General features: G+C 73.8%; 24 protein-coding genes. 14 read left to right on the forward strand and 10 right to left on the reverse strand.

The features are described from left to right. Positions 1 to 141 precede the first annotated feature (141 nt). The 3 genes from ABZY91_RS17250 to ABZY91_RS17260 all read right to left on the reverse strand — a co-directional run bounded on the left by ABZY91_RS17250 (position 142) and on the right by ABZY91_RS17260 (position 4,221). A complete protein-coding gene (locus tag ABZY91_RS17250) occupies positions 142 to 1,488 on the reverse strand; it encodes a DUF5667 domain-containing protein (RefSeq protein ID WP_355403230.1) in 1,347 nt (448 codons plus the stop codon). A gap of 277 nt (positions 1,489 to 1,765) precedes the next feature. Further along, positions 1,766 to 2,509 (reverse strand): ECF subfamily RNA polymerase sigma factor, BldN family, encoded by a 744-nt coding sequence (locus ABZY91_RS17255; protein ID WP_329885746.1) that lies wholly within the window; start codon positions 2,507 to 2,509, stop codon positions 1,766 to 1,768. 656 nt (positions 2,510 to 3,165) lie between these two features. Then, entirely contained in the window at positions 3,166 to 4,221 is a 1,056-nt protein-coding gene (locus tag ABZY91_RS17260; protein WP_355403233.1) for an HAD-IB family hydrolase, read from the reverse strand. Between the two features lie 225 nt (positions 4,222 to 4,446). Here ABZY91_RS17260 and ABZY91_RS17265 point away from each other — a divergent pair, with 225 nt between their 5' ends. The 8 genes from ABZY91_RS17265 to hemB all read left to right on the forward strand — a co-directional run bounded on the left by ABZY91_RS17265 (position 4,447) and on the right by hemB (position 11,909). Then, positions 4,447 to 4,725, forward strand: a complete 279-nt coding sequence (locus ABZY91_RS17265; protein WP_355403235.1) for a glutaredoxin family protein — start codon at positions 4,447 to 4,449, stop codon at positions 4,723 to 4,725. A gap of 246 nt (positions 4,726 to 4,971) precedes the next feature. After that, entirely contained in the window at positions 4,972 to 5,670 is a 699-nt protein-coding gene (locus tag ABZY91_RS17270; protein WP_355403237.1) for a 3'-5' exonuclease, read from the forward strand. 101 nt (positions 5,671 to 5,771) lie between these two features. Beyond that, positions 5,772 to 6,668: a redox-sensing transcriptional repressor Rex gene (locus tag ABZY91_RS17275; RefSeq protein ID WP_329885532.1), complete on the forward strand. Its 897-nt coding sequence runs from the start codon at positions 5,772 to 5,774 to the stop codon at positions 6,666 to 6,668. Next, on the forward strand, positions 6,665 to 6,796 hold the full coding sequence (locus tag ABZY91_RS17280) for a hypothetical protein (RefSeq protein ID WP_355403240.1): 132 nt from the start codon (positions 6,665 to 6,667) through the stop codon (positions 6,794 to 6,796). Before ABZY91_RS17275 ends, ABZY91_RS17280 begins: the two co-directional genes overlap by 4 nt. Then, positions 6,793 to 8,130, forward strand: coding sequence for a glutamyl-tRNA reductase (locus tag ABZY91_RS17285; protein WP_329885529.1), 1,338 nt, complete (start codon positions 6,793 to 6,795; stop codon positions 8,128 to 8,130). The genes ABZY91_RS17280 and ABZY91_RS17285 overlap by 4 nt, the downstream gene beginning before the upstream one ends. 41 nt (positions 8,131 to 8,171) lie before the next feature. Beyond that, the gene (gene hemC / locus ABZY91_RS17290) at positions 8,172 to 9,197 is read left to right on the forward strand and encodes a hydroxymethylbilane synthase (RefSeq protein WP_329951433.1); all 1,026 of its coding nucleotides are present in this window, start codon (positions 8,172 to 8,174) and stop codon (positions 9,195 to 9,197) included. Continuing rightward, a complete protein-coding gene (locus ABZY91_RS17295) occupies positions 9,194 to 10,864 on the forward strand; it encodes a bifunctional uroporphyrinogen-III C-methyltransferase/uroporphyrinogen-III synthase (protein WP_329885527.1) in 1,671 nt (556 codons plus the stop codon). The genes hemC and ABZY91_RS17295 overlap by 4 nt, the downstream gene beginning before the upstream one ends. A 64-nt stretch (positions 10,865 to 10,928) precedes the next feature. Beyond that, positions 10,929 to 11,909: a porphobilinogen synthase gene (gene hemB, locus ABZY91_RS17300; protein ID WP_355403243.1), complete on the forward strand. Its 981-nt coding sequence runs from the start codon at positions 10,929 to 10,931 to the stop codon at positions 11,907 to 11,909. Between the two features lie 53 nt (positions 11,910 to 11,962). On the opposite strand, the gene ABZY91_RS17305 is transcribed toward hemB, so the two are convergent. The 3 genes from ABZY91_RS17305 to ABZY91_RS17315 all read right to left on the reverse strand — a co-directional run bounded on the left by ABZY91_RS17305 (position 11,963) and on the right by ABZY91_RS17315 (position 13,256). Further along, on the reverse strand, positions 11,963 to 12,232 hold the full coding sequence (locus tag ABZY91_RS17305; RefSeq protein ID WP_355403245.1) for a hypothetical protein: 270 nt from the start codon (positions 12,230 to 12,232) through the stop codon (positions 11,963 to 11,965). Between the two features lie 254 nt (positions 12,233 to 12,486). Further along, positions 12,487 to 12,831, reverse strand: coding sequence for a rodlet layer protein (locus ABZY91_RS17310; protein ID WP_327678146.1), 345 nt, complete (start codon positions 12,829 to 12,831; stop codon positions 12,487 to 12,489). Positions 12,832 to 12,911: 80 nt separating this feature from the next. Further along, positions 12,912 to 13,256 (reverse strand): rodlet layer protein, encoded by a 345-nt coding sequence (locus ABZY91_RS17315; protein ID WP_327678144.1) that lies wholly within the window; start codon positions 13,254 to 13,256, stop codon positions 12,912 to 12,914. Between the two features lie 300 nt (positions 13,257 to 13,556). Between ABZY91_RS17315 and ABZY91_RS17320 the strand changes: the two genes are divergently transcribed. Then, entirely contained in the window at positions 13,557 to 14,216 is a 660-nt protein-coding gene (locus tag ABZY91_RS17320) for a hypothetical protein (RefSeq protein ID WP_355403248.1), read from the forward strand. A 131-nt stretch (positions 14,217 to 14,347) separates the two neighbouring features. Here ABZY91_RS17320 and ABZY91_RS17325 read toward each other — a convergent pair whose 3' ends face one another. The 4 genes from ABZY91_RS17325 to ABZY91_RS17340 all read right to left on the reverse strand — a co-directional run bounded on the left by ABZY91_RS17325 (position 14,348) and on the right by ABZY91_RS17340 (position 16,018). Beyond that, positions 14,348 to 14,716, reverse strand: a complete 369-nt coding sequence (locus ABZY91_RS17325) for a hypothetical protein (RefSeq protein ID WP_329885522.1) — start codon at positions 14,714 to 14,716, stop codon at positions 14,348 to 14,350. 119 nt (positions 14,717 to 14,835) lie between these two features. Next, on the reverse strand, positions 14,836 to 15,108 hold the full coding sequence (locus ABZY91_RS17330; protein WP_329885521.1) for a chaplin: 273 nt from the start codon (positions 15,106 to 15,108) through the stop codon (positions 14,836 to 14,838). A 107-nt stretch (positions 15,109 to 15,215) separates the two neighbouring features. Beyond that, complete coding sequence (locus tag ABZY91_RS17335; protein ID WP_329885520.1) at positions 15,216 to 15,458, reverse strand: chaplin; 243 nt, start codon at positions 15,456 to 15,458, stop codon at positions 15,216 to 15,218. 317 nt (positions 15,459 to 15,775) lie between these two features. Further along, positions 15,776 to 16,018: a chaplin gene (locus ABZY91_RS17340; RefSeq protein ID WP_329885519.1), complete on the reverse strand. Its 243-nt coding sequence runs from the start codon at positions 16,016 to 16,018 to the stop codon at positions 15,776 to 15,778. A gap of 242 nt (positions 16,019 to 16,260) precedes the next feature. Here ABZY91_RS17340 and ABZY91_RS17345 point away from each other — a divergent pair, with 242 nt between their 5' ends. From ABZY91_RS17345 to ABZY91_RS17365, 5 genes are all read left to right on the forward strand, one after another. Further along, the gene (locus tag ABZY91_RS17345; protein ID WP_329885518.1) at positions 16,261 to 16,500 is read left to right on the forward strand and encodes a chaplin; all 240 of its coding nucleotides are present in this window, start codon (positions 16,261 to 16,263) and stop codon (positions 16,498 to 16,500) included. A gap of 351 nt (positions 16,501 to 16,851) precedes the next feature. After that, entirely contained in the window at positions 16,852 to 18,537 is a 1,686-nt protein-coding gene (locus tag ABZY91_RS17350; RefSeq protein ID WP_355403251.1) for an RICIN domain-containing protein, read from the forward strand. Between the two features lie 266 nt (positions 18,538 to 18,803). Then, positions 18,804 to 20,090 carry a hypothetical protein gene (locus ABZY91_RS17355; RefSeq protein WP_329950297.1) on the forward strand — a complete coding sequence of 429 codons (1,287 nt, stop codon included), beginning with the start codon at positions 18,804 to 18,806 and terminating at the stop codon, positions 20,088 to 20,090. Between the two features lie 134 nt (positions 20,091 to 20,224). Next, positions 20,225 to 20,713: a MarR family winged helix-turn-helix transcriptional regulator gene (locus ABZY91_RS17360; protein WP_329950298.1), complete on the forward strand. Its 489-nt coding sequence runs from the start codon at positions 20,225 to 20,227 to the stop codon at positions 20,711 to 20,713. A gap of 1,004 nt (positions 20,714 to 21,717) precedes the next feature. Next, entirely contained in the window at positions 21,718 to 23,541 is a 1,824-nt protein-coding gene (locus tag ABZY91_RS17365) for an LCP family protein (protein WP_329885514.1), read from the forward strand. Positions 23,542 to 23,587: the final 46 nt, after the last annotated feature.

The following is a 23,587-nucleotide window of genomic DNA, read 5'->3' on the forward strand; positions in this document are numbered from 1 at the left end:
CCCCGGGGGGCCCCCCCCGCCCCCGCGCGGGGGGGGGTCCCCCGCCGCCCGGGCGCCCACGGCGGGGGGGCCCCGGTGGACGACGCGTCCACCGGGGCCCACCCGCGTCACCACCACGCGGTCGATCGTCCTGCCGGCCGCTCAGCCGCCGAGGATCCGTAGCCCGGGCAGCAGGCCCGGGATCAGCGGGGGCACCTCGACGCCCTGTTGCGGGGCGCCGTCGGCGGTCGGGCTGGGCGTGGCGGACGGTTGGGCCGGTGCCTGGTCCGGCGCCGGGTCCGGACTGGGCGAGGGCTTGGCGCCCGTGAGCCCGTTGGTGAGGTTGTCGACCAGCCCGCCGACCGGGGCCGGGACGACGTTGCCGGGCACGCTGCTCGGCAGGATGTCGACCGGGGCGCCGGGAGCGGCCGGAGGCGCCGGAACGGTCGCCCCCGCGGACGGGGCACGCTCGGCGGTGCCGGGCCTGCCGCTGCCGGCCGTGCTGCCGGCCGGACCCGCGCCGGAGCCGCCCTGCGCGGGCGCGCCGGGAGCCGGGTTGCCGCCCGTGGCCGTGGTGCCGGCGGGACCGCCGTCCCCACCGGTGGCCGGGGTCTGCGCGCCGCCGCCCGCCCCGCCGCCGACCGGTGCACCGCTCTTGGCGGGCGGTTCGGCCAGGCGCAGGGGCGCGACGTCCTCGCTTATGTCGTCGAAGAGCTGTTCCACCAGGTGGGCCTGCGGGATCAGCTGGACGGGCAGCTTGGACTGGACCTCGGCCCAGGCGCCGTCCTCGCCCTCGGCGAAGCCGGCGAGGGTGCGCATCGGGTCGAGCGAGCCGTTGCTGCGGTACACGGCGCGCAACAGGTCGCGGCCCCGGAGGGCGTCGGCGTGCATGTCGTCGAGCGCCTTGCGGACCTGGTCGACCGTGCCCGGGCTGAGCGAGCCGCCGGTTCCGGTCCGCCCGACCAGCGACCGGGCCTCGCCGAGCCGGGTGGCCGCGTTGTCCAGCAGCAGCTCGCCGCGCTCGGTGTCGGATTCCGCGAGGTTGAGCCGGAGTCCTTCCAGGCCGCGCTTCATCCCGTACAGCGGATCGCCCGGCAGTGCCCCGGTGCTGGCGGCCGCGGCGCCGGCGAGGCTCCCGACGGCCAGCCCGGCCACCAGCCCGCCGATCGCGAACCGGCGGCTCCAGCGGCCGCGCGGTGCGCTCCGGATCGCCCGATGGCGGCGCTGCCGGGGCACCGTGGCGCCCGGTCCACCGGCGAAAGCCTGCTCGAACGCGGCCATCAGCTGGGCGCGTTGGACGGTCCGGACTTCGCGGTCCAGCTCCGGGCCGGGCAGCGCGCCGAGCGCGCCGACCATGTCGATGAGCCCGGCCATGGTGGCCGGACCTGCGCTGCCGGCCGTGCTCCTGGCCGTTTCCGCGCCGTCGGTAGCGAGTTGCTCCGCCTGGTGGGCCTCCAGCGCCTCGGCGAAGGCCTTCGCCCGCCGGTGCTCCAGCACGTTTGCCGTCACGGGCCACACCTCCCTTCGTCGTTGTCGACACCCCGGCCTGCCGGACGGTTGCCCCGGCAAGCCAATGCCACTCCATCGGGTGAGAGGTCGCAATTCGACTTGACCGTACGCCTGGTGGAGGCTTGCACGCTGGCCAACGAGTGGTGCGGGCGGTCGGTTACGCACGGCTGATCATCGGACCGACCGTTCACCCGGACGTGTCGGACCGCCATCGGGGATGACGGCCCGCCGGTTATCTCCCCCGCCGCGCCGGGGCCGCCCCCGGCCTGCGCCCCGTTCACCGCGCGTCGGGCGGGAGCAGGCGGGCCAGGGTGCGGACGGCGCGGTACTGGAGGGTCTTGATGGCGCCCTCGTTCTTGCCCATGATCCGCGCCGTCTCGGCGACCGAGAGCCCCTGCAGGAAGCGCAGTGTGACGCACTCCTGCTGCTGCGGGTTGAGCCGCCGGACCGCCTCCAGCAGGGCCGCGTTGGACAGCGACTCCAGGACCGAGTCCTCCGGGCTGCGCTCGCACTCGTTGGAGTCGAGCATCTCGCCGGTGGTGACCTCCAGCCGGAACCGGCTGGACTTGAAGTGGTCGGCGACCAGGTTGCGGGCGATGGTCACCAGCCAGGCGCCGAAGTCCCGGCCCTGCCAGGTGAACGTGCCGATCCGGCGCAGCGCGCGCAGGAACGTCTCGCTGGTGAGGTCCTCGGCGGTGGCCCGGCTGCCGACCCGGTAGTAGATGTAGCGGTAGACCGTGTCCGAGTAGTGGTCGTAGAGGCGGCCGAAGGCCTCGCTCTCGCCGGCCTGGGCCCGCTCGACCAGCTCCATGATCGGATTGTGCTCGGTCTCGTAGCCGGGGCCGGTGGTGGTTCGGGTCCGGCTCCGGCCGCCCGTGCCGGCGGCTCCGGTCCGTCCGCGCGCACCGGTGCCGGCGGAGCCGGCCGAGCCGGCTGCGGTGGTGCGCAGCAAGGGGGCTCCGGTGTGCGGCTGGCCGGGGCCGAACGCGGCTCCGGCGGGAACCAGTTGGGGCGAGGTCACGAGCTGGCTGCGGAGCAGGGTGCGCAGCAGTTCGAGGCCGGTGGAGATCTGCCGGGGCGGGACCGGGCGGCCGCGGAGGCTGGTGCGGGAGCGCAGGGGCGCGGACGACGGGCGGGAGGGTGCAGGCGCGTCGTTCCGGACGGGTGGGTACACGGGACTCCCAGAGGCAGAACTGTGGACGGATCACCTCCGCCTGCGCGGAGAGCACGGCCGCACCACCCGGTCATGCCGGGGCGGGTGGGTGACGCGCATCCAGGAGAGAATAACGCTTTGTGCAATGACAGCTACACCGTGTGGTCGAAGTGGTCGTTTGGGATCCGCATTGACCACTTATAAGGCTGACACTGACCGAACGTGTCATCGATCATCCGGCCCAACGTGACCGAACGGGTGCGCCGGGTGACCAATTCGGCGGCGCGGGGGGCGGTTTCCCTGTCCTGGGCGCGGATAACCCCTGACTTTCCCGGACTGACGAGCGATCAGAACCGGTCACCTGGTGTCGGGTTCGGTCGATGACCCTGAATCGACGTCCGGCGCGCCGGAGTTAGCCCGTAAGAGCGGCCTGGTCAGCGCGCGAATTGACCGGGCTCACTCCGTCGGGCGGCCTGGCGGGAGGATCGGGCCCGGGTGCGCGCCCGGGCGGGTCCGGGCCGGGGTCAGGCCCGGTGGCGGCGGTGCAGGGCCACCGCCGCCGCCACCGCGCCCGCCGTCACCCCGAGCGCGGCCGCCGCCGGCAGGCCCACCCGGGCCGCCTTCCGGCCGGTCCGGAAGTCCCGGACGCGCCAGCCCTGCGAGCGGGCGTGCCGCCGCAGCGCGCCGTCCGGGTTCACCACGTACGGGTGCCCGACCAGCGAGAGCATGGGGATGTCGTTGGCCGAGTCGCTGTACGCGGCGCAGCGGTCCAGGTCGAGCCGCTCCCGGCGGGCCAGCGAGCGGACGGCCGCCGCCTTGGCCGGGCCGTGCAGCATCTCGCCGACCAGCCGGCCCGTGTACGCGCCGTCGCGGGCCTCGGCGACGGTGCCGAGCGCGCCGGTCATGCCGAGCCGGGCGGCGATGATCCTGGCCACCTCCACCGGCGCGGCGGTGGCCAGCCAGACCCGCTGGCCGGCGTCCAGGTGCATCTGGACCAGGGCGCGGGTGCCGGGCCAGACCTTGTCGGCGATGACCTCGTCGAAGACCTCCTCGCAGAGGGCCTCCAGGTCGGCGGTCCGCTTGCCGGCGACCAGGCCGAGCGCCGTGTGCTGGGCGTCGGCCATGTGGTCCGGGTCCTCGGCGCCGTGCAGCCGGAACCACGCCTGCTGCCAGGCGAAGCGGGCGATGTCGCGGCGGGTGAGGAAGCCGCGGCGGTAGAGGCCGACGCCGAGGTAGAAGATGGCGGCGCCGCGCAGGATGGTGTTGTCGCAGTCGAAGAAGGCGGCGGCGCGCGGGTCGTCCGGCTCGGGGGTGTGGTTCTCGGTGGGGGCCTTGGGCGCCTTGCCGTGCCGCGCGTGCTGCCCGGCGCCCTCCCCGGCGCTCTCCTCGGCGCCTTCCCCGGCGGGCCCGGTCTCCCCGCTCGGCCCGGCGACGGTCCCGGGGGCCGGCTCCACGTCGGCGGGCGGCTGCGGCGCGGTGCGCAGGGCCGCCTCCGCGGCCTCGGCCGCGGCCTCGCCCGCCAGGGCGATCCGCGCGGTGGTGGGTCGCCTTGTCTGGAGGAGCCTTCGGAGCACGGCCATGTCACCGAGCATAGCCAGCGGGTCGCGGGGCGGCCGTGACGGCGGCGTGCCGGGCCGGTGAACAGCCGCGCCGTCCGCCCGACCGGCCGCTCCGCGCGCCGGCCGCGGCCCCGTCGCCCCCGGACCGCCCACGGAACCGCGCCCGACCGTCCCCGACCGCCCCGGCCGCCCCGGCCGTCCCCGGCCGCCGTCCGGCGGCCTGTAGGGGCGGCGCACAATGGCGGGGTGAGCCCACTGCTGCGACGTGACAAGAACCCGAAGCCGGCCGAGCGGACCGTGACCCTGGTGGCCAAGCCCGGTTGCCACCTGTGCGACGACGCCCGGGAGGTGATCGTCCGGGTGACGGGCGAGCTGGGCGCGACCTTCGAGGAGAAGGACATCACGCAGGACGAGGAGCTCTACCGCCGCTACTGGGAGCAGATCCCGGTGACCCTGATCGACGGCCGCCAGCACGACTTCTGGCGGGTGGAGGAGAAGCGTCTGCGCGCCGCGCTCGGCGGCTGACGCCCCCCGGGGGCCCGGCGGGCGGCGCCCGCGCCCCCGCCGGTCGGCGGGGTCGGTTCGCCGAATCGTTGTGAAGAATCCCCGCACGCGGCTTGGGGCGCCCCCCGGTGCTCGGCTTACGATCGAACTCGTCTGCGCCCATGGGGGGCTGAGCACGCGAGGAGTGCCGCCATGCTTCCCGGTCCGCCCCCCGCGGCGCCCCCAGGGCCGCCCGCCGCCCCGTCGGCCGGGCCCGGGGGTTTCGCCGTGGTGGACGTGGAGGCGACCGGCCGCAGCCCCTGGCGGCACCGGGTGGTCGAGGTCGCCGTGGTGCTGCTGGACGAGCGGCTCCGTCCGGAGGACGAGTTCTGCACGCTGCTGGACCCGCTCGGGCCGGTGGGCCCGACCCATGTGCACCGGATAGCGCAGGAGGACGTCGAGGGCGCCCCGCGGTTCCGCGAGATCGCGCCCAGGCTGCTGGAGCTGCTGGCCGGTCGGGTGCTGGTCGGCCATCACGTCACCTGCGACCACGCCTTCCTCGATCGTGAGTTCGCCCGGATCGGGGTCCCGCTGCCCTCCGTGCCGCTGCTCTGCACGATGCGGCTGGCCCGGACCCACCTGCCGGAGGCCCGCGGGTTCGGCCTGGCGGCCTGCGTGGAGGCGGCCGGTCTGGGCGGGTTCGCGGCCCACACCGCGCTGGGCGACGCCCGGGCCACCGCCGGGCTGCTCCGGCACTGCCTGGGTGCGCCGTCCTGTCCGCCCGGCGACTGGGTGGAGCCGCTGCGGGCGGCGGCCCGGGTTCCGTGGCCGAGGTTGGGCGGCGCCCGGTCCCGGCCGGAGGGGGAGCCGGTCCCGCTGGTCCGCCGTGAGCTCCCGCGCGAGCCGTTGTACGGCCCTCGGCCACCCGCTGCACCGCCCCCGGCGGTGGCCCGGAAAGCGCCCGGTGCTATAGGTGCCACGGCGTGATGCGCATCACTGTGTGGGGACAAATCGGACACCATCTTTGTGCACACGTTCACAAACGCATAGCCTGGCTGCCAAAGCCCAGCTTCACCCACAGGAGCACCGTGGCAATCGGCCGATCACCACAGAGCAGTTCGCAGACGCCCGAGCAGGGCGCCGCGCGCCGACCCTCGCGTGCCCGGGGAATCCCGGAGGCGACAGTCGCGCGCCTGCCCCTCTATCTGCGCGCGCTCACCGCGCTCTCCGAGCGCTCGGTGCCGACGGTCTCCTCCGAGGAGCTGGCCGCCGCCGCCGGGGTGAACTCCGCCAAGCTGCGCAAGGACTTCTCCTACCTGGGCTCGTACGGCACCCGCGGCGTCGGCTACGACGTCGAGTACCTCGTCTACCAGATCTCCCGCGAGCTGGGCCTGACCCAGGACTGGCCGGTCGTCATCGTCGGCATCGGGAACCTCGGCCACGCGCTCGCCAACTACGGTGGCTTCGCCTCCCGCGGCTTCCGGGTCGCGGCCCTGCTGGACGCCGACCCGGCCGTGGTCGGCAGCAGTGCGGCCGGCCTCCCGGTGCGCCACATGGACGAGCTGGAGTCCATCGTGGAGAGCCAGCACGTCTCGATCGGCGTCATCACCACCCCGCCCGGTGCCGCCCAGCAGGTCTGCGACCGGCTGGTCGAGGCCGGTGTCACCAGCATCCTGAACTTCGCCCCGACCGTGCTGACCGTCCCGGACGGCGTCGACGTGCGCAAGGTGGACCTCTCCATCGAGCTGCAGATCCTCGCCTTCCACGAGCAGCGCAAGGCCGGCGACGAGCCGGACCGTGCCGAGTCCGTGCTCGACCGCGCCCCCGGCCCGGTCCGGGCGGCCGCCGCCAAGCTGCGCCGTGCCGCCGGCGGCAGCACCAAGGCCCGCCCGGCCACCGAGCCCGCCAAGGACGGCGACCCGGCGGCGAAGTCCCAGCCCGGCAAGCCCGGTGAGGGTGACCTCTCCGCGGTGATGCCGGCATGAGCGGGCAGCACGCGCAGCAGGGGCACTACGGGCGGATCGTCGGCGGCCGGGTGCCGTCCGACGCGCCCGCCGAGCGCGGCGTACGCCGCTCGGGCATCGGGATCCGCGGTACCGGGGGTCGGGCGTGAGTCTTCTCGTCGTAGGGCTGAGCCACCGCACCGCCCCGGTCGGCGTGCTGGAGCGCGCCGCCCTGACCGGTGAGGTCCCGACCCGGCTGCTGCACGACGCGGCCGCGTCCGCGACCGTCGCCGAGGCCGCGCTGCTGAACACCTGCAACCGGATCGAGCTGTACGCGGACGTGGACAAGTTCCACGCCGGCGTCGCCGAGCTGTCGCTGCTGCTCGCCCACCACAGCGGGGTCGACCTGGAGGAGCTCACCTCCCACCTCTACGTCCACTACGAGGACCGCGCCGTCCACCACCTCTTCTCGGTGGCCTGCGGCCTGGACTCGATGGTGGTCGGCGAGGGCCAGATCCTCGGCCAGCTGCGCGACTCGCTGGCCAGGGCGCAGGACGAGCACACCGCGGGGCGCGGCCTGAACGAGCTGTTCCAGCAGGCGCTGCGGGTCGGCAAGCGGGCGCACAGCGAGACCGGCATCGACAAGGCCGGCCAGTCACTGGTGACCTTCGGCCTGGAGCAGGTCGCGGCCGGCGCCGGCGAGATCGCCGGCAAGCGGGCGCTGGTGGTCGGCGCGGGCTCGATGAGCTCGCTGGCCGCCGCCACGCTGGTCCGCTCCGGCGTCACCGACCTGCTGATCGCCAACCGGACGCCCGAGCGGGCCGAGCGGCTGGTCGGGATCCTCGGCGCGGACGTCGCCCGCACCCTCGAACTGGCCAAGGTGCCCGAGGCGCTGGCCGACGTCGACCTGGTGATCTCCTGTACCGGCGCGGCCGGCGTGGTCATCAGGTCCGAGGACGTCGCCGCCGCAGTGGCGTCCCGCCACGCCGACACCCCGCTCGCCTTCCTCGACCTGGCCATGCCGCGCGACGTCGACCACGCCGTGCACGAGCTGCCCGGCGCGCTCCTCGTCGACCTGGAGAGCCTCTCGCACGCCCACGCGGCGACCCCCGGCGCCGGCGACGTCGACGCGGTCTCCGGCATCGTCGCCGAGGAGGTCACCGCCTTCGGCGCCGCCCAGCGGGCCGCCCGGATCGCCCCGACCGTGGTGGCGCTGCGCGCGATGGCCTCCGAGGTCGTCGCCGCCGAGCTGGGCCGCCTGGACTCCCGGCTGCCCGCGCTGGACGACCGCTCCCGCGCCGAGATCACCCAGACCGTCCGGCGGGTTGTCGACAAGCTGCTGCACGCCCCGACAGTACGGGTGAAGCAGCTCGCCGCCGAGCCGGGCGGTGCCTCCTACGCGGACGCGCTGCGCGAGCTGTTCGACCTCGACCCGGCCGCCGTGCACGCGGTCTCCGGCACACCGATCGGCACCCAGCAGCCTGCGGGCGGGGGCGCCAGATGAACCGTCAGCCATCCCACGAGTACCACCGGGACGATCACCTCATGAATGGTCAACCGCTCACCGGCCAGTCCCCGGACGCCACCGCACCCCTGCGGCTCGGCACCCGGCGCAGCGCGCTCGCCATGGCCCAGTCGGGCATGGTCGCCCGCGAGGTGACCCGGCTCACCGGGCGCCCCGTCGAGCTGGTGGAGATCACCACCTACGGCGACACCTCGCGCGAGGCGCTGGCCCAGATCGGCGGCACCGGCGTCTTCGTCTCCGCGCTGCGCGACGCGCTGCTGGAGGGCCGGATCGACTTCGCCGTGCACTCGCTCAAGGACCTGCCCACCGCCGCCCCCGAGGGTCTGGTGCTGGCCGCCGTCCCCGAGCGCGAGGACTTCCGCGACGCCCTGGTGGCGCGCGAGGGTCTGACCCTGGGCGAGCTGGTGGAGAAGCTGGCCGGCTCCGGCCGCACGGCCCGGATCGGCACCGGTTCGCCGCGCCGGATGGCGCAGCTGAACGCCTGGGCCCGGGCCCGGGGCGCACAACTGGAGACGGTGGCGATCCGCGGCAACGTGGACACCCGGATCGGCTTCGTCGCCTCCGGCGAGCTGGACGCCGTGGTGCTGGCCACCGCCGGCCTGAACCGGCTCGGCCGCGCCGCCGAGATCACCGAGCACCTGGACCGCGAGCTGATGATCCCGGCCCCCGGCCAGGGTGCGCTCGCCGTCGAGTGCACCCCCACCGCCGTACTTCCGGACGGGGGGTCGCTGGCTGCCGCGCTGTCGGCTCTGGACCACACCCCCACCCGGGTCGCGGTGGCCGCCGAGCGCGCCCTGCTGTCCGCCCTGGAGGCCGGCTGCTCCGCACCGGTCGCCGGCCTGGCGGTCCGGGGCCACGAGAACGAACTGCGGCTGGAGGGCGTGGTCGGAACCACCGACGGCGCCACCCTGCTGAAGATGTCCGCCGACGGTCCGATCGTCCTCGACGAGACCGCCGAGCAGCGGGCGGCGGCCCTCGGCCGCGCGCTGGCCGCCCGGCTGCTCGACGCGGGCGCGGCCGCCCTGATGGGGGAGCGAGCCCGATGAGCCCCACCGCCGCCACCGACAGCCCGTTCCCGGCCGACAGCCCGTTCGGGGGCGTGGTCCCCGCCACCGGTCGATGCACCTTCCTGGGTGCGGGCCCCGGCGACCCGGGCCTGCTGACCCTGCGCGCGGTCGAGGTGCTGGCTTCGGCCGACATCCTGGTCGCCGACCCGCTGACCGCCGCCGCGGTGCGCAGCCACTGCCCGTCCGGCGTGCAGGTGCACGCCCCGGGTGCGGAGGGGCCGGAGTTCGACCTGGCCGAGCTGGTCCGCGAGGCCGTGCGGTCCGGCAAGCACGTGGTGCGGACCGTCGACGGTGACCCGGGCCTGGACGGCTGTGCCGCCGAGGAGATGCTCGGCTGCGCCGGCGCCGGGATCGCCTTCGAGGTGATCCCCGGGGTCGCCCAGTCGGTCGGCGTGCCGGCCTACGCCGGTGTGCCGCTGCGCGGCGCGGCCGGCACCGACGTCCGGTTCGTGGAGGGCGCGGCCCTGTTGGCCGGCTCGCCGGTGGACCTGGGCGCGCAGGAGACCACCCTGGTGGTGCGGACCACCCTGGGCCAGCTGCCCGCCACCGCCAACGCGCTGGTCTCCAACGGCCGCAAGCCGGAGTCGGCCCTGAGCGCGACGCTCTCCGGCACCACCACCCGCCAGCGCACCTTCACCGCCACCCTGGCCACCATCGCGGCCGACCTGAAGGCGGCCCGGGTGCTGCCCTCGCCGGTGTCGGCGCCGGTGGACCCGGCCACCCCGGTCATAGCCGTGGTCGGGGAGCAGGTCGCGCACCGCTCCTCGCACTCCTGGTTCGAGACCAAGCCGCTGTTCGGCTGGAACGTCCTGGTGCCGCGGACCAAGGAGCAGGCGCACGGCCTCTCCGAGCAGCTCCGCTCGTACGGCGCGGTGCCGCAGGAGGTGCCGACCATCGCGGTCGAACCGCCACGCACCCCGCAGCAGATGGAGCGGGCCATCAAGGGCCTGGTCACCGGCCGGTACGAGTGGATCGCCTTCACCTCGGTGAACGCGGTGCGCGCCGTGCGGGAGAAGTTCGAGGAGTACGGCCTGGACGCCCGGGCGTTCGCCGGGATCAAGGTCGCGGCGGTCGGCGAGACCACCGCGCAGGCGCTGGTCGACTTCGGCGTGAAGCCGGACCTCGTGCCGTCCGGCGAGCAGTCCGCCGCCGGCCTGCTGGAGGACTGGCCGCCGTACGACCCGGTGTTCGACCCGATCGACCGGGTGCTGCTGCCGCGCGCCGACATCGCCACCGAGACCCTGGTGGCCGGCCTGGTCGAGCTGGGCTGGGAGGTCGACGACGTGACGGCGTACCGGACGGTGCGCGCCTCGCCGCCGCCGGCCGAGACCCGTGAGGCGATCAAGGGCGGCGGCTTCGACGCGGTGCTGTTCACCTCGTCCTCGACCGTGCGGAACCTGGTCGGGATCGCGGGCAAGCCGCACAACGTGACGGTCATCGCCTGCATCGGCCCGGCCACCGCGAAGACCGCCGAGGAGCACGGCCTGCGGGTCGACGTGATGGCCCCGGCGCCGTCGGCGGCCGCGCTGGCCCAGGCACTGGCGGACTTCGGGGCCAAGCGCCGCGACACCGCGACGGCCGCCGGCGAGCCGGTCTACCGGCCCAGCGAGCGTCGTCCCGGCTCGCGCCGCAAGGCCGCACGCTGACAACGGCCGGGGGCGGTCCACCCGCCGCCCCCGGCACTCGCACCACCGTTCGGAGAGAGAAGCAGTGTCCGCTGAATTCCCGTACGTCCGCCCGCGCCGCCTGAGGTCGACCCCGGCGATGCGCCGCCTGGTCGCCGAGACCCGGCTGCACCCGGCGGAGCTGATCCTGCCGGTGTTCGTCCGCGAGGGCGTGCGCGAGCCGGTGCCGGTCTCGTCGATGCCCGGGGTGGTCCAGCACACCCGCGACACCCTGCGCAGGGCCGCGGTCGAGGCGGCCGAGGCGGGCCTGGGCGGCCTCATGCTGTTCGGCGTCCCGGAGGTGCAGGACGCAGTCGGCAGCGAGGGCACCAACCCCGACGGCATCCTCCAGCAGGCGATCCGGGACGTGGTCGCCGAGGTCGGCGACGCCCTGGTGGTCATGTCCGACCTCTGCCTGGACGAGTACACCGACCACGGCCACTGCGGCGTGCTGGCCGCCGACGGCTCGGTGGACAACGACGCGACGCTGGAGCGCTACGCCGAGATGGCCCGGGTACAGGCCGACGCCGGCGTCCACCTGGTCGGTCCGTCCGGGATGATGGACGGCCAGATCGCGGTGGTCCGGCGGGCCCTGGACGAGGCCGGCCACCAGGACGTGGGCATCCTCGCCTACACCGCCAAGTACGCCTCGGCGTTCTACGGCCCGTTCCGGGAGGCGGTCGGCTCCTCGCTGAAGGGTGACCGCAAGTCCTACCAGCAGGACCCGGCGAACGCGCGGGAGGCCCTGCGCGAGCTGGAGCTGGACGTCGCCGAGGGCGCCGACCTGGTGATGGTCAAGCCGGGCATGGCCTACCTGGACATCCTGCGCCAGGTCGCCGACGCCTCGCCGGTGCCCGTCTCGGCGTACCAGGTGTCGGGCGAGTACGCGATGGTCGAGGCGGCCGCGGCGAACGGCTGGATCGACCGGGAGCGGATGATCCTGGAGACGCTGACGTCGCTGCGCCGGGCCGGCGCCGAGCAGATCCTCACCTACTGGGCGGTCGAGGCCGCCGGGATGCTGAAGTAGCAGCGGACGCACGAAGGCCGGGCCCCTCTGTGGTGAGGGGCCCGGCCTTTCGGCTACTTCTCCCAGCCGCCGATGTGGGCGAAGCCCTCCGTGCCGCCGATCAGGTCGGTGGAGGTGGCGGCTCCCCATCCGTGCCCGCCGGTGTGGATGTTCGAGGTGTGGGCGAGACCCCACCACTCGCCGGCCGCGAACACCGGGTCGGCCGACGCGACGAACTCGCCGCCGCCGACCAGGCCGACGTGCGCGGACGCCGGGGTGGCGACACCGGCCAGCGCCAGCGCGCCGAAGGCGGTCAGTGCGACCTTGCCCAGCTTGCTCTTCATGGATCTGCCCTCTCTTCCGGAGCGTCCGGTCGGAACGCTCTGCCTCTGACGTGTGCTCCGGTCCGTGTCCGGGCGGCAGCTCTGACACGTGAACACACGCTGCCGTCCGCACCGGCGCCCCACGCGCCGTTCCGACGGCCTGTCACCCGGCCGGCCCGCACGCGGAGTGCGGCCGGCCGGACGTCCGGTCCCGTACGCCGGGAGGGCCCGGGGACCAGACGTCCCCGGGCCCTCCGCCGCACCGTGCCGCAGGATCAGCCGATCAGGTGCGAGACACCCGCGTCGCCCGAGGACTGGGTGTTCTGGCCGACGTTGCAGATCTGCTTCGGGGTGCTGTTGAGGATCGGCACCTCGACCGGGACGGCCACGCCGAGGACGGCGACCGCGATGTTGTGGACCTCCGGCAGGCAGATGTTCGCGTTGTCGAGGGTGTGGAAGTTCGGGCTGTGGTCGCCGTGGGTGCCGGTCTGGTTGGTGCCGCCGTTGCCCTGGACCGAGACGGCGGAGCCGTCCGAGTCGGCGATGGCCGAGGCCGAGCCGGCGGACATCGCGATGGCGGCGGCGGCGAGGCCGGCGGCGGCGAGGGACTTCTTGATCATTTCGGTGTTCCTCTCGGGGGATGAATCGGGGAGCGATTCGAAGGGTGGTTCTGGAGGGGTGACGCAGGTGGGGCGAGCGGTCAGCCGATGAGGTGGGAGACGCCCGAGTCGCCCTTGGTCTGGGTGCCCTGACCCTGGGTGCAGTACTGCTTGCCACCGCTGTTGGCGATCGGGACCTCGACCGGGACGGCCACGCCGAGCACGCCGACGGCGATGTTGTGGATCTCCGGCAGGCAGACGTTCGCGTTGTCCAGGAAGTGGAAGTTCGGGCTGTGGTCGCCGACGGTGCCGGTGAAGTTGGTGCCGCCGTTGCCCTGGAAGGACCCGGCGGAGCCGTCCGAGTCACCGATGGCCGAGGCCGGCGCGGCGGCGGCGGCCAGCGCGGCGGCAGCCAGCCCGGCGGCGGCGAAGGACTTCTGGATCATGGGGAGATCCCTCTCTGAAATGCTCTTGAGTTTCCGTGCGTACAACGCGTACAACGCTCAGACCCGGTCTGCAGTCACTGACGTTCAGATCAAAGAATGACGGCACGGAAGGTTACGGGGATTTTTGAAAAGAGTCCGGGAGGCGCGACCCGAACCCCTTCCCGGTCGGATTATTAGCCCGAACCGGTTAACGCCCGCAATCCGGGATCCCGGTGGCTCGTTGAGACAGATTGCTTTGGGCTGCGCCCGCGCAGCCCTCCCCAGAGATCTCCAGTACGGACAGGCGGAACGGTGAAAAGCATGAGGTTCTCCAAGCGGGCCGGCGCGATGCTGCTGGCGGTCGGTGCGGGCGTACTCGCCTCCCAGGGGGCGGCCTCGGCCGCGGCCCCGGTCAGCCCCGAGCAGGTCGGGGCGCTGGAGGACCAGCTGGCGACCCAGCAGGTCCCGGTGGACGTGCCGGTGGCGCCGTTGGGCAGCCGGATCTCCGGCGGCATCCCGACCTCGCTGCTGATGCCCCCCGTGCCCGCCCACACCACCGGCGGCGCGCTGATCCCGGAGCGGATCGTCCCCGCCCTCGGCACCGGCAAGGTGGGCCCGACCGCGAAGGCCGAGCTGCCGCTGCCCCTGGTCGACCAGGGCGCCGACCTCGGCGAGCTGCTGCTGGACGCCCCGGCCGCGCCGCTGCACGCCGACACCCCCGGGCTGGGTCTCGGCAGGCCGCTCTCGGTCGTCCAGGACGGCACCGGACAGCTCGCCGGCGGCCGGGTCAAGGTGGACGAGATCGACCCGCGGCTGGTGACCGGCGCCGTCCAGGCCGTTCCGGGGGCCAAGGCCACCCTCGGCAACGAGGACGAGCGGATCTCGGTGACCGACTCGGTGGGCAACCTGGCGACCACCACCACCGCGACCGCCACCGGCGTGGCGCAGGAGACCGGCCTGGCCGGCCTCGCCCAGCTGTAGCAGCCGCCCGCACCGCAGCGCGCAGCACGCCGGACGCAGTACACGGGAGAGCCCGGCACCCCGCTCCGAACGGGGGTGCCGGGCTCTCCCGCGTACGGCCGCGGATCGCGGACGGCCGCCGGGCGTCCGGCTCAGCCGGGCAGTGCCCCGAGCAGCTGGCCGACCACCGGCAGGTCGCGCGGTCCGCCGCCGGCGCTGAGCGGACCGGTCAGCGTCTCGGTGCCGATCGGCGCCAGGCCGGTGTTCTCCGGCTTGACGGTCGCGCCGTTGTTCAGCACGTCGGCCGAGGAGTTGGCCCACGGGTCCAGACGCAGGTCCTTGATCGGTGCGACGCCGTAGCCGAGGCCGGTGGTCGTGCCGCCGAGTGCCTGGGCGAGGTCGGTCTTGGTCAGCGAGGCACCGCCCTCGGCCGGGGCCGCGTGTGCGGCTCCCGCGCCGCCGAGCAGCATCGCGGCACCCAGGGCGGCGGCGAGGCCGGCCCCGCTCTTCTTCGAAACCATGCGGAATCACCCTTCGGGGGAGTGGGTCCCGGCGCGGCCGGACCGCGCCCGGGTACGCCGAACCGCCCCCCGGCCGGTGGGCCGGAGGGCAGCGCGGCCGGAACGCGTGCCGGACGGGATCAGCAGTCGTCCTCGACGTGGTGCTGCGGCGCCTCGGCGTTGATGCAGGTGTTGCCGAACGCCGGGTTGAGCAGGCCGATGACGTTCACGGAGTTGCCGCACAGGTTGACCGGGATGTGCACCGGGACCTGGAGCTGGTTGCCGGAGACGACACCGGGCGAGCCGGCGGCGACGCCCTCCGCGCCGGAGCTGGCGGAGGCGGCGCCCGCCGCACCCATCACCAGGCCGGCGGCGGCGGCGGAGAGGACGGCGGCCTTCTTCACGTTCTGCATGGGGGTTGATCTCCTCGATCACACACGGTAGCGGGCCGCACCCCGCCACTGGCGGGGTGCGGCACGGATTCGGCAGTACGGCGGTCACCGGTGCGGCGACCGCCGGTTCAGCCGGCGTTGACGCAGGTGTTGCCGAACGCCGGGTTCAGGATGCTGACGATCCCGATGGAGTTGCCGCAGACGTTGACCGGGATGTGCACCGGGATCTGGATCTGGTTGCCGGAGAGCACACCCGGGGAGCCGGCGGCGACACCCTGGGCGCCGGAGCTGGCGAACGCGCCGCCGGCCGCACCGACCACCAGACCGGCGGCGGCGAGGGACAGGGCGGCGGCCTTCTTGAGGTTACGCATGTGGTTCTTCCTCCGTTTTCTGCCCGACCGTCTGTGGAATAGTCGGGAGCCGGGCGAGGTGAAATCCTTGCCCGTCGGCTTCTGGGAATGCCGTGATTGTCACTCGGGCGGCCCAGATGGCGCGTGTCGCCCATGGCTCGGGCGATGATTCGGCCGCCGCTTCACCGCGCGTCGCGAACGATTCCCGCACGGCCGGGAAGAATTCGTGCAGACGCACGACCAGGAGGAATTCCGGACGGGCTTGGACCGGCGTCGGATCTCCCGGAGTCGAGGTGCCGCCCGTCTGGGGGCGGGCCGGGCGGCGGTGCCGCCCGGGATCAGGCGTTGACGCAGGTGTTGCCGAACGCCGGGTTGAGCAGGCCGACCACGTTGATCGAGTTGCCGCACAGGTTGACCGGGACGTGCACCGGGATCTGGATCTGGTTGCCCGAGGCCACGCCGGGGGAGCCGGCCGCGACGCCCTCGGCGGACGCGCCGTGGGCGTGGGCGGCGCCGGCGCCGGCGGCCAGCAGGGCGGCGGTGGCCGCGGTGCCGAGGACGCCGTGGGCGAGCTTGCGCATGTGCGGGACTCGATTCGTCGTAGAGAGCGTCGTGAGGAGCGGGGCGGAGCGTGTTCCGCCAGGGAGAACGAGGGAGCGCTCGGGGGGAAACGGTCGGATGTGCTGATCACCCGAATGCCTGGCGGGCCGTTCCGTTCCTCCGGATGGGTGACAGTGGGGGTGCCCCAGCAACCGGCTCGACCGGGTCTCGTTGGAGATGTCGCACTCCCCGTGCATCTCTGTCGAACAGTCAGGAGGCTCGTATGAGCATCAAGAAGACGGCCGCCGTCGGCGCCGCTGTAGTCGGCATCGTGGCGGCCGGTGCCGGCACCGCGATGGCCAGCTCCGGTGCGGAGGGTGTTGCCGCGGGTTCCCCCGGTGTCATCTCCGGCAACCAGCTGCAGGTCCCGGTCCACGTTCCGGTCAACCTGTGCGGCAACACCATCGACATCATCGGTCTGCTGAACCCCGCGTTCGGCAACACCTGCGTCAACCACGGCTGATCTGCGACCGGTCCGGCCCGCTGCGAGCCGCCGTTCCCGTGCTTCCCTCCTGGGGCGCGGGGCGGCGGCTCTCGGTATGTCCGGGGGCGGCCGGGGGCGACCGGTGAGCCCGGCCGGTTCGGTCGGCCCCGTCCGCCCTGTCCGCCCCGTTGGTCCCGTCCGCCCCGTCGGTCCGGTCGGTCCGGTCGGTCGTCAACTGCCGGTGCTGTCAGGGGTCTTGTTGCGTTACTTGTCAGTACCTAGAATATGAGACCTGCTCACCTTTCTACGCTCCGAAGCTCCGAAGCCCCCCACGCTCCGAACCGTCGGGCACCCCCCGGCCGGGCGGTCCCCACCCGCAAGGAGTCGCGTGTGATCAGGTCACGACGGGCAGGTGCGCGGCGGAACCGGACGGTCGCGCGCCGCTCCCCCTACGGCGCGCTGCTGGCGGCGGGCGCCCTCGTCGCCGCCCTCGGCACGGTCGCCACCCCCGCCGCCCTCGCGGGCGCCGCCCCGGCGGGCTCCGGGGCCGCCACCGCCCGCCCGCCCGCGATCGTCGCCCTCGGCGACAGCGCCATCTCCGGGGAGGGCGCCGGCACCGACACCGCCGACGGCTACTTCCCCGAGACGGACAGCCCCACCAACTACTGCCACCGGCACCCCAAGTCGGAGATCTTCGTCACCGACATCCCCGGCGTCACCCCGATCGACCTCGCCTGCTCCGGCGCCCAGACCGGCGACCTGGTCAGCGACCCCGAACTGGCGAAGATCACCGGCCCCGGCAGCGGGGACTTCGGCGAGGCCAAGCAGGACGTCCAGCTCGCCGGCGTGGCCGCCGCGTACGACGTGAAGCTCGTCGTCGTCACCATCGGCGCCAACGACGACTTCGACTTCAGCGGGATCATGATGCACTGCCTCGCGCAGTACTTCCCGATCCCCAAGGACCAGGGGTGCCGCGACACCATCGGCAGCGCCGAGATCGCCCGCCGGGCCCAGCAGGTCCGGCCCAAGGTGGTCGCCGCGCTGCAGAACATCCGGCAGACCATGCGGAGGGCCGGCTACGCCGACGGCTCCTACCAGCTGGTCTACCAGTCGTACTTCAATCCGATCACCCCGGACATCCGGCGCAACGACTACCTCGGCAAGGTCGCCGACGGCTGCCCGGCCTTCCCCGAGGACCTCGCCTGGGGCCACAACTGGGTGGTGCCGCTCTTCAGCGACGCGCTGCGCGGGGCGGCCGAACAGGTGCCCGGCGTCCGCTACCTCGACCAGCGCCGGGTCGCCTTCGGCCACGAGGTCTGCGCGAAGTGGACCAGCTCCCCGTACGAGTACACCAACGGGGACGTCATCAACCTCTCCGAGTGGGTCCGCAACGGCTGTGACCAGCAGATCGGCATCCCCGGCCTGTGCATGAACATGGTCCGCCAGTCGTACCACCTGCGGGTGGCCGGCTACCGCGGCGAGGGGGTCTGCCTCGGCCAGTTCTACGCCCGCGCCGACCTCACCCAGGCGTACTGCACGCTCGACCAGCGGAACACCACCTCCATCCAGCCGCTCACCCCCGGTCGACCGATCGCCGACGAGCCCGAGGACGGCGCCTGGTACCGGTTGGCCAACGCCGCCGACGGCCGGGCGCTGGACCTCAGCGGCGGCGGCACGTACGGGGACGCCACCAACGGCCGGGCCGCCATCACCTATCCGGCCACCGGCGGGCTCAACCAGTCCTTCGTCCTGGAGGCCGGGGCCGGCGGCAGCTACGAGCTCTCCTTCAGCGGCAACCGCGCCATGTGCCTGGACGCCGACGCCGGCTCGACCGCACCCGGCACCCGCATCCAGCAGTGGCGGTGCCACGGCGGCGGCAACCAGCGCTGGTTCGTGAAACCGGCCGGCGACGGCCTCTGGAAGCTGGCCGACTCGCAGGACCAGGGCAAGGTCGTCACCGCCACCGGCCGGCTCGACGCCGGGGGCAACCCGCTCGTCCAGCTCGCGGCCGACACCGGTGCCCCCGCCCAGCTCTGGCAGCTCACCAAGCTCGGCATCGTCCACCTCCGGGACTGACCCGCCCCGACCGGCCGCCGCCGCCCCGCTGCCCGGGGCGGCGGCGGCCCTGCCGTGTCGCCGCCGTCTCCCCGCCGCGTGGCGTCGCCGTCCGTCGCTGCCTGTCCGTCACTGCCGTCCGTCGCTGCCGGGCCGCGGCTCCCGGTGGCGGAAGGGCGGACACGGAAGGTTGGGGTGGGGCGGGAGAAGGCGGTGTCGTAGGCTCGGCCGGCGTCGCTGTGTCGGTCGGCGCGCCGGTCACGAGTGGGGCGGGGAGTCCAGAGCTGATGAGCACGGCATCGAGCACCGAGTCGTCGGGCGGTGGCGCGGGAGTGCCGCCGCCTCCGGAGACGGTGGAGCGGGAGGTCGGGGCGGAGCCGGAGCGACGACAGGGGCGGTTCGCCGCCGCGGTCGACCGGTTCGCGCCCGCGCTCGGCGCGTACGCCGTGGTGAAGGCGACCGGCCTGACCGTCTTCCTGCTGCTGCTCTCGCACACCGAGGACTTCCTGAAGAAGGACCCGGGGCGGGGCGGCGGCGCCCAGCCGTGGGACGTGCTGGGGACCTGGGACGGCATCTGGTACCAGCGGATCGCCGAGAACGGCTACGACCCGCAGCTGATCGCGCTGCACGGCTACCCGCTCGCCACCTACTACGAGAACTCGGCCGCGTTCTTCCCCCTCTACCCCTGGCTGATGCGCCTGGTGGGGACGATCACCGGGCTGGGGCCGTACGGCTCGGGCATCGTCGTCTCGGTGATCGCCTCGTTCGTCGCGGCGGCCGGGATCTTCGCGATCGCCGAGCGGCTCGGGGGCTTCCGGGCGGGCGTGATCGCGGCGGTGATCTGGGGGCTCTTCCCGGGCTCGGGCGTGGAGTGGGCGGTCTACTCGGACTCGCTCTTCGTCGCCCTGTCCACCTGGGCCTGCTACTGCGTGATGACCCGGCGCTGGCTGGCCGCGGGAACGCTCGCGCTGGTGGCCGGTCTCAACCGGCCGACCGCCGCCGCGCTGATCGCGGCGGTCTCGATCACGGCGCTGGTGGCGCTGGTCCGGCGCACCGACGGGATCGCCCGCCCGCTGACCGCGATGCTGATCACCCCCTGGGGGCTGCTCGGGTACGTCGCCTGGGTCGGCTACCGGATGGGCGACTGGACCGGCTACTTCAAGCTGCAGCGCGGTGCCTGGAACCGCTACTTCGACTGGGGGGCCTCGACCGCCCGCACCACGCTGGACGTGGTCACCGGACACTGGACGTTCTGGCAGTCCAACCCCGCACCGGACCTGATCGCGGTGGCGCTGCTGATCGCCCTGCCCGGGCTGCTGGTGCTCCTGCTACGGCTGCGACCGCCGCTGGTGCTGGTGGTCTACACGCTGCTGACCCTGTTCACCGCGCTGAGCAGCAACCAGATCTACGGCAACATCTCGCGCTACCTGCTGCCGGCCTTCCCGCTGTTCATCGGGCTGGCGATCGCGCTGCGCCGGCTGCGGCCGACCACGGTGGCGGGCCTGTTCGCCATGCCCGCGGTGGCGGCCGGCTGGTACGCCGGGTACGCACTGTTCGAGCTCGGCATCCCGTAGCCGGGCCCGCCCGTGCGGGAGTTCCCGTGCGGGAGCGCCGGTGGAGGAGTGCCGATGGGGGAGTGCCGGTGGGGGAGACCGGCACTCCCGCACGGGATCATCCGCCTGCGGACGGTGTTGCTAGTCTCGGAGCCATGACGACGAGTCCGCCCGTGCGCCAGATCCGTGACATCTCCGGCCTGCTGGACCACGCCAGTCACGTCCTGGCGACGCGGATGGCGGCCGCCTTCGTCGAGCTCGGCATCACGCCGCGCGCGTACTGCGTGCTCTTCCACGCCCTGGAGGGCGAGCGCACCCAGATCCAGCTGGCCGAGCTCGCGGACCTGGACAAGACCACCATGGTGGTGACCGTCGACGAGCTGGAGAAGGCCGGGCTGGCCGAGCGCAGGCCGTCCGTCACCGATCGCCGGGCCAGGATCATCTCGGTCACCGGGGACGGCGAGCGGGCCGTCGAGCGGGGCACGGCGATCGCGGACCGGGTGCACCGGGAGGTGCTGGAGTCGCTGCCGGAGGGCGAGCGCACGGTGTTCGTCTCGGCGCTGACCCGGTTGGTGGGCGGCGCGCTGGCGGAGCCGGTGGAGAGCGAGCGCACGGTCCGCCGGGCGCGCCGGGCGCGGAGCTGAGGCGGCCCGAAGGACGGTCGGCGATCGGGGGCATCGGGTCGGCCGGGTCGGCCCGTGGCGCCCGGTCCCCGTCGCGGCGGTGAACCTTTTCGGTGGAGTGCGCGGCGGATCAACGGAACTGTGGCGGACAGAACGTCGCAGCACTGCGGCCGGTCCACGGAAATGACCGTTCGACAGGCGCGGAGAAGACGTCGCCGAGCCGAAACCGGCGCGGGCGGAAGTCGTCAGGGGGGGCGGATCGTTTCCGGGCCTCCGCACAGAGGGGTGAATCCGCTCGCGTGTGCCTGTTCTCCCCGCCGCCGCGCAGGCACGGCGGCGGACGAACTCCGGGCAGTCCGATCGGAGTCGGGGGCGGGGCTGCGGGACTCCTCGCACAGCGGCGGCACAGCGGCGGCACACCGGAGAGCCGCCCCGTCGCCGCAGCGGTGACGGCGCCGGTGGCAACGCCGACGACAACGCCGACGACGACGCCGGTGAAAGCGGCGTGGCGCGGGTCTCCTCCGACCCGGATCCGGGCGGTCCGATCCGGGCGGTCAAGCACCGAGCGGGAGATTCCCGGCCTGCGGCCGAAGGTCCGCGAACACCCTCCGCCCTGTTTCGTCGCGTTCGACGTCCTCCGGTGGCGTGGCACCGCGGAATTCGGCCCGACAGCGGTCGGGCATTTCCGGTTCACGGAGGGGGGCTCACGGGCGCGGGGGCATCCGCCCGCTCGCGCGACGGGGGCCGGGGAGGCCGGGGTCCCTGGCCGAACGCCCTGCCGAGGGCCACCGCGGCCCGCCCCGCCACCGGTCCAGACCTCTGCCGGGACCTCCGCCCCGAGCTCCGCCCCGACCCGTGCTCCGACCCCTGACGACGTCCTCACCCGGCGCGGCGGAAGGCGGTTTCCGGTCGGCTTGTATGCTCCACCTGGCACCAGGGGGGCATTTCCTGGCCGCCGTTCGTTCGATGGCACAGCCGTGAGAGGTGCGGGGATGTCGGGTCGCCGAGACAGGAGTCAGCCCAGCGTGGCCCGACCACGGTCGGAGGGCTCGACCGGCTCGGCGGGTTCCACGGGCGGCCCCACCGGTTCCGGCACCGGTTCCGGCACCCGTTCCGGCGCCCGGGCGGCGACGGCTCCGGCCGCCAAGGACGGCGCCACGGGCTCGATCCCGGCCCCCCGGGCCGGCGGCCGTGCCGAGGCCCGAAAGGCGGCGCAGTCGCAGGGCCGTGGCGGCCGCGGCGGCCAGGGCGGCGACGGGGGCCAGGGCGGTGGTTCCGGGCACCGCAGGTCCGGCGGACGCGGCAAGAAGCCCGAGCGGAACGTCAAGAAGATCGTCGGCTGGACGGCGGTCGGCGCCCTGGTGCTCATAGCCGGCACCGGCGGAGCGATCTACTTCAAGCTCAGCGGCAACATCAAGACCTTCGACTCGGACGCGGTCAGCAAGGACCGCCCGCCGGAGGCCACCGCGGACGCCAACGGCAACAAGCCGGTGAACATCCTGCTGATCGGTTCCGACAGCCGCGGCGGCGGGAACTCCGACCTCGGCGGCGGCAACTCCGAGGGCGCCCGCTCGGACACCACGATCCTCCTGCACGTCTACGCCGACCACAAGAACGCCATCGGCGTCTCGATCCCCCGCAACACCCTGGCCGTGATCCCGCCGTGCAAGCTGCCGAACGGGAAGTGGACCAAGGAGCAGAAGGGCGACGACGTCCTCTTCAACGCCGCGTTCGAGACGGGCGGCTCACCGGAGGGCAACCCGGCCTGCACCCAGAACACGGTGGAGAAGCTCACCGGGATCCGGGTGGACCACACCATCGTCGTGGACTTCTCGGGCTTCTCCTCGATGACCAAGGCCGTCGGCGGCGTCGAGGTCTGCCTCCCCAAGGCCATCTACGAGGGCGACATCAACCCGAACCTCAACAAGAAGGGTGCGCAGGTCCTCCCGGTCGGCAAGCAGAAGGTGGACGGCCAGAAGGCCCTCGACTACGTCCGGCTGCGGCACGGCATCGGCGACGGCTCCGACATCGGCCGGATGAAGCGTCAGCAGGCCTTCATGAGCTCGATGATCAGCACGGTGAAGAAGCAGGGTCTCGACCCGACCACCCTGTTGCCGCTGGCCGACGCCGCGACCAAGTCGCTGCGCGTCGACGAGGGCCTGAACTCGGTCGACAAGCTGATGTCCCTCGCGCTCTCGCTCAAGGGCATCGACATGCACGACCTCAAGTTCGTCACCCCGCCGTGGCGTTACCACGGTGCCAACCTCGACCTGGTGAAGCCCGACGCCGACAAGCTGTGGGAGGCCATCCGGGCCGACCACACCCTCGACGGCAAGGACGCCACCGGTCAGCAGCCCGACGCGCCCGCGGCGGCTCCGGAGACCCCGGCCGTGCCGACGCCGGCCGCCCCGACCACCACCGCCCCGCCCACCACCGCGGCCGTGACGACCCCGGTCAAGGTGGCGGTCTACAACGGAACGACCGTCAACGGCCTGGCGGGCAAGGCGAGCGAGGCCCTCAAGGCGGCGAAGTTCACCGTCACCGGCACCATGACGGCGAAGTCCACCAACAAGGCCACCACCACGATCGAGTACGGCGCCGGGCAGAAGGCCAACGCCGAGAAGGTCGCCGCGCTCTTCCCCGGGGCCACCCTGGCCGCCAGTTCGGCGGCGGGGATCAGCGTGGTGCTCGGCAAGGACTACGCCGACGCCAACGGCGGCGCCGCCGCCTCGGGTGCGCCGGCGGCCACCCCGACCGCGCCCGCCCCGCTGCCCACCTCGGTCACCGAGGAGGCCCGCTCGGCCGACGACGACATCTGCGCCAACACCACCTACGGCTCCGGCGGCTGACCCGCCGACGACTCCGGCCCCGAACGTCGGTTCGGGGCCGGGGGCC

The organism is Kitasatospora sp. NPDC002965, from assembly GCF_040611255.1.
Classification (GTDB): domain Bacteria; phylum Actinomycetota; class Actinomycetes; order Streptomycetales; family Streptomycetaceae; genus Kitasatospora.

Bases quoted from the DNA above. Each gene is read 5' to 3' on its own strand.
- ABZY91_RS17330 (WP_329885521.1), bottom strand. From the start codon at position 15,108: ATGCAGAACGTGAAGAAGGCCGCCGTCCTCTCCGCCGCCGCCGCCGGC.
- ABZY91_RS17345 (WP_329885518.1), top strand. From the start codon at position 16,261: ATGAGCATCAAGAAGACGGCCGCCGTCGGCGCCGCTGTAGTCGGCATC.
- ABZY91_RS17360 (WP_329950298.1), top strand. From the start codon at position 20,225: ATGACGACGAGTCCGCCCGTGCGCCAGATCCGTGACATCTCCGGCCTG.
- ABZY91_RS17295 (WP_329885527.1), top strand. From the start codon at position 9,194: ATGAGCCCCACCGCCGCCACCGACAGCCCGTTCCCGGCCGACAGCCCG.
- hemC (WP_329951433.1), top strand. From the start codon at position 8,172: ATGAATGGTCAACCGCTCACCGGCCAGTCCCCGGACGCCACCGCACCC.
- ABZY91_RS17355 (WP_329950297.1), top strand. From the start codon at position 18,804: ATGAGCACGGCATCGAGCACCGAGTCGTCGGGCGGTGGCGCGGGAGTG.
- ABZY91_RS17305 (WP_355403245.1), bottom strand. From the start codon at position 12,232: ATGAAGAGCAAGCTGGGCAAGGTCGCACTGACCGCCTTCGGCGCGCTG.
- ABZY91_RS17340 (WP_329885519.1), bottom strand. From the start codon at position 16,018: ATGCGCAAGCTCGCCCACGGCGTCCTCGGCACCGCGGCCACCGCCGCC.
- ABZY91_RS17280 (WP_355403240.1), top strand. From the start codon at position 6,665: ATGAGCGGGCAGCACGCGCAGCAGGGGCACTACGGGCGGATCGTCGGC.
- ABZY91_RS17310 (WP_327678146.1), bottom strand. From the start codon at position 12,831: ATGATCAAGAAGTCCCTCGCCGCCGCCGGCCTCGCCGCCGCCGCCATC.
- ABZY91_RS17320 (WP_355403248.1), top strand. From the start codon at position 13,557: ATGAGGTTCTCCAAGCGGGCCGGCGCGATGCTGCTGGCGGTCGGTGCG.
- ABZY91_RS17260 (WP_355403233.1), bottom strand. From the start codon at position 4,221: ATGGCCGTGCTCCGAAGGCTCCTCCAGACAAGGCGACCCACCACCGCG.
- ABZY91_RS17315 (WP_327678144.1), bottom strand. From the start codon at position 13,256: ATGATCCAGAAGTCCTTCGCCGCCGCCGGGCTGGCTGCCGCCGCGCTG.
- ABZY91_RS17335 (WP_329885520.1), bottom strand. From the start codon at position 15,458: ATGCGTAACCTCAAGAAGGCCGCCGCCCTGTCCCTCGCCGCCGCCGGT.
- ABZY91_RS17325 (WP_329885522.1), bottom strand. From the start codon at position 14,716: ATGGTTTCGAAGAAGAGCGGGGCCGGCCTCGCCGCCGCCCTGGGTGCC.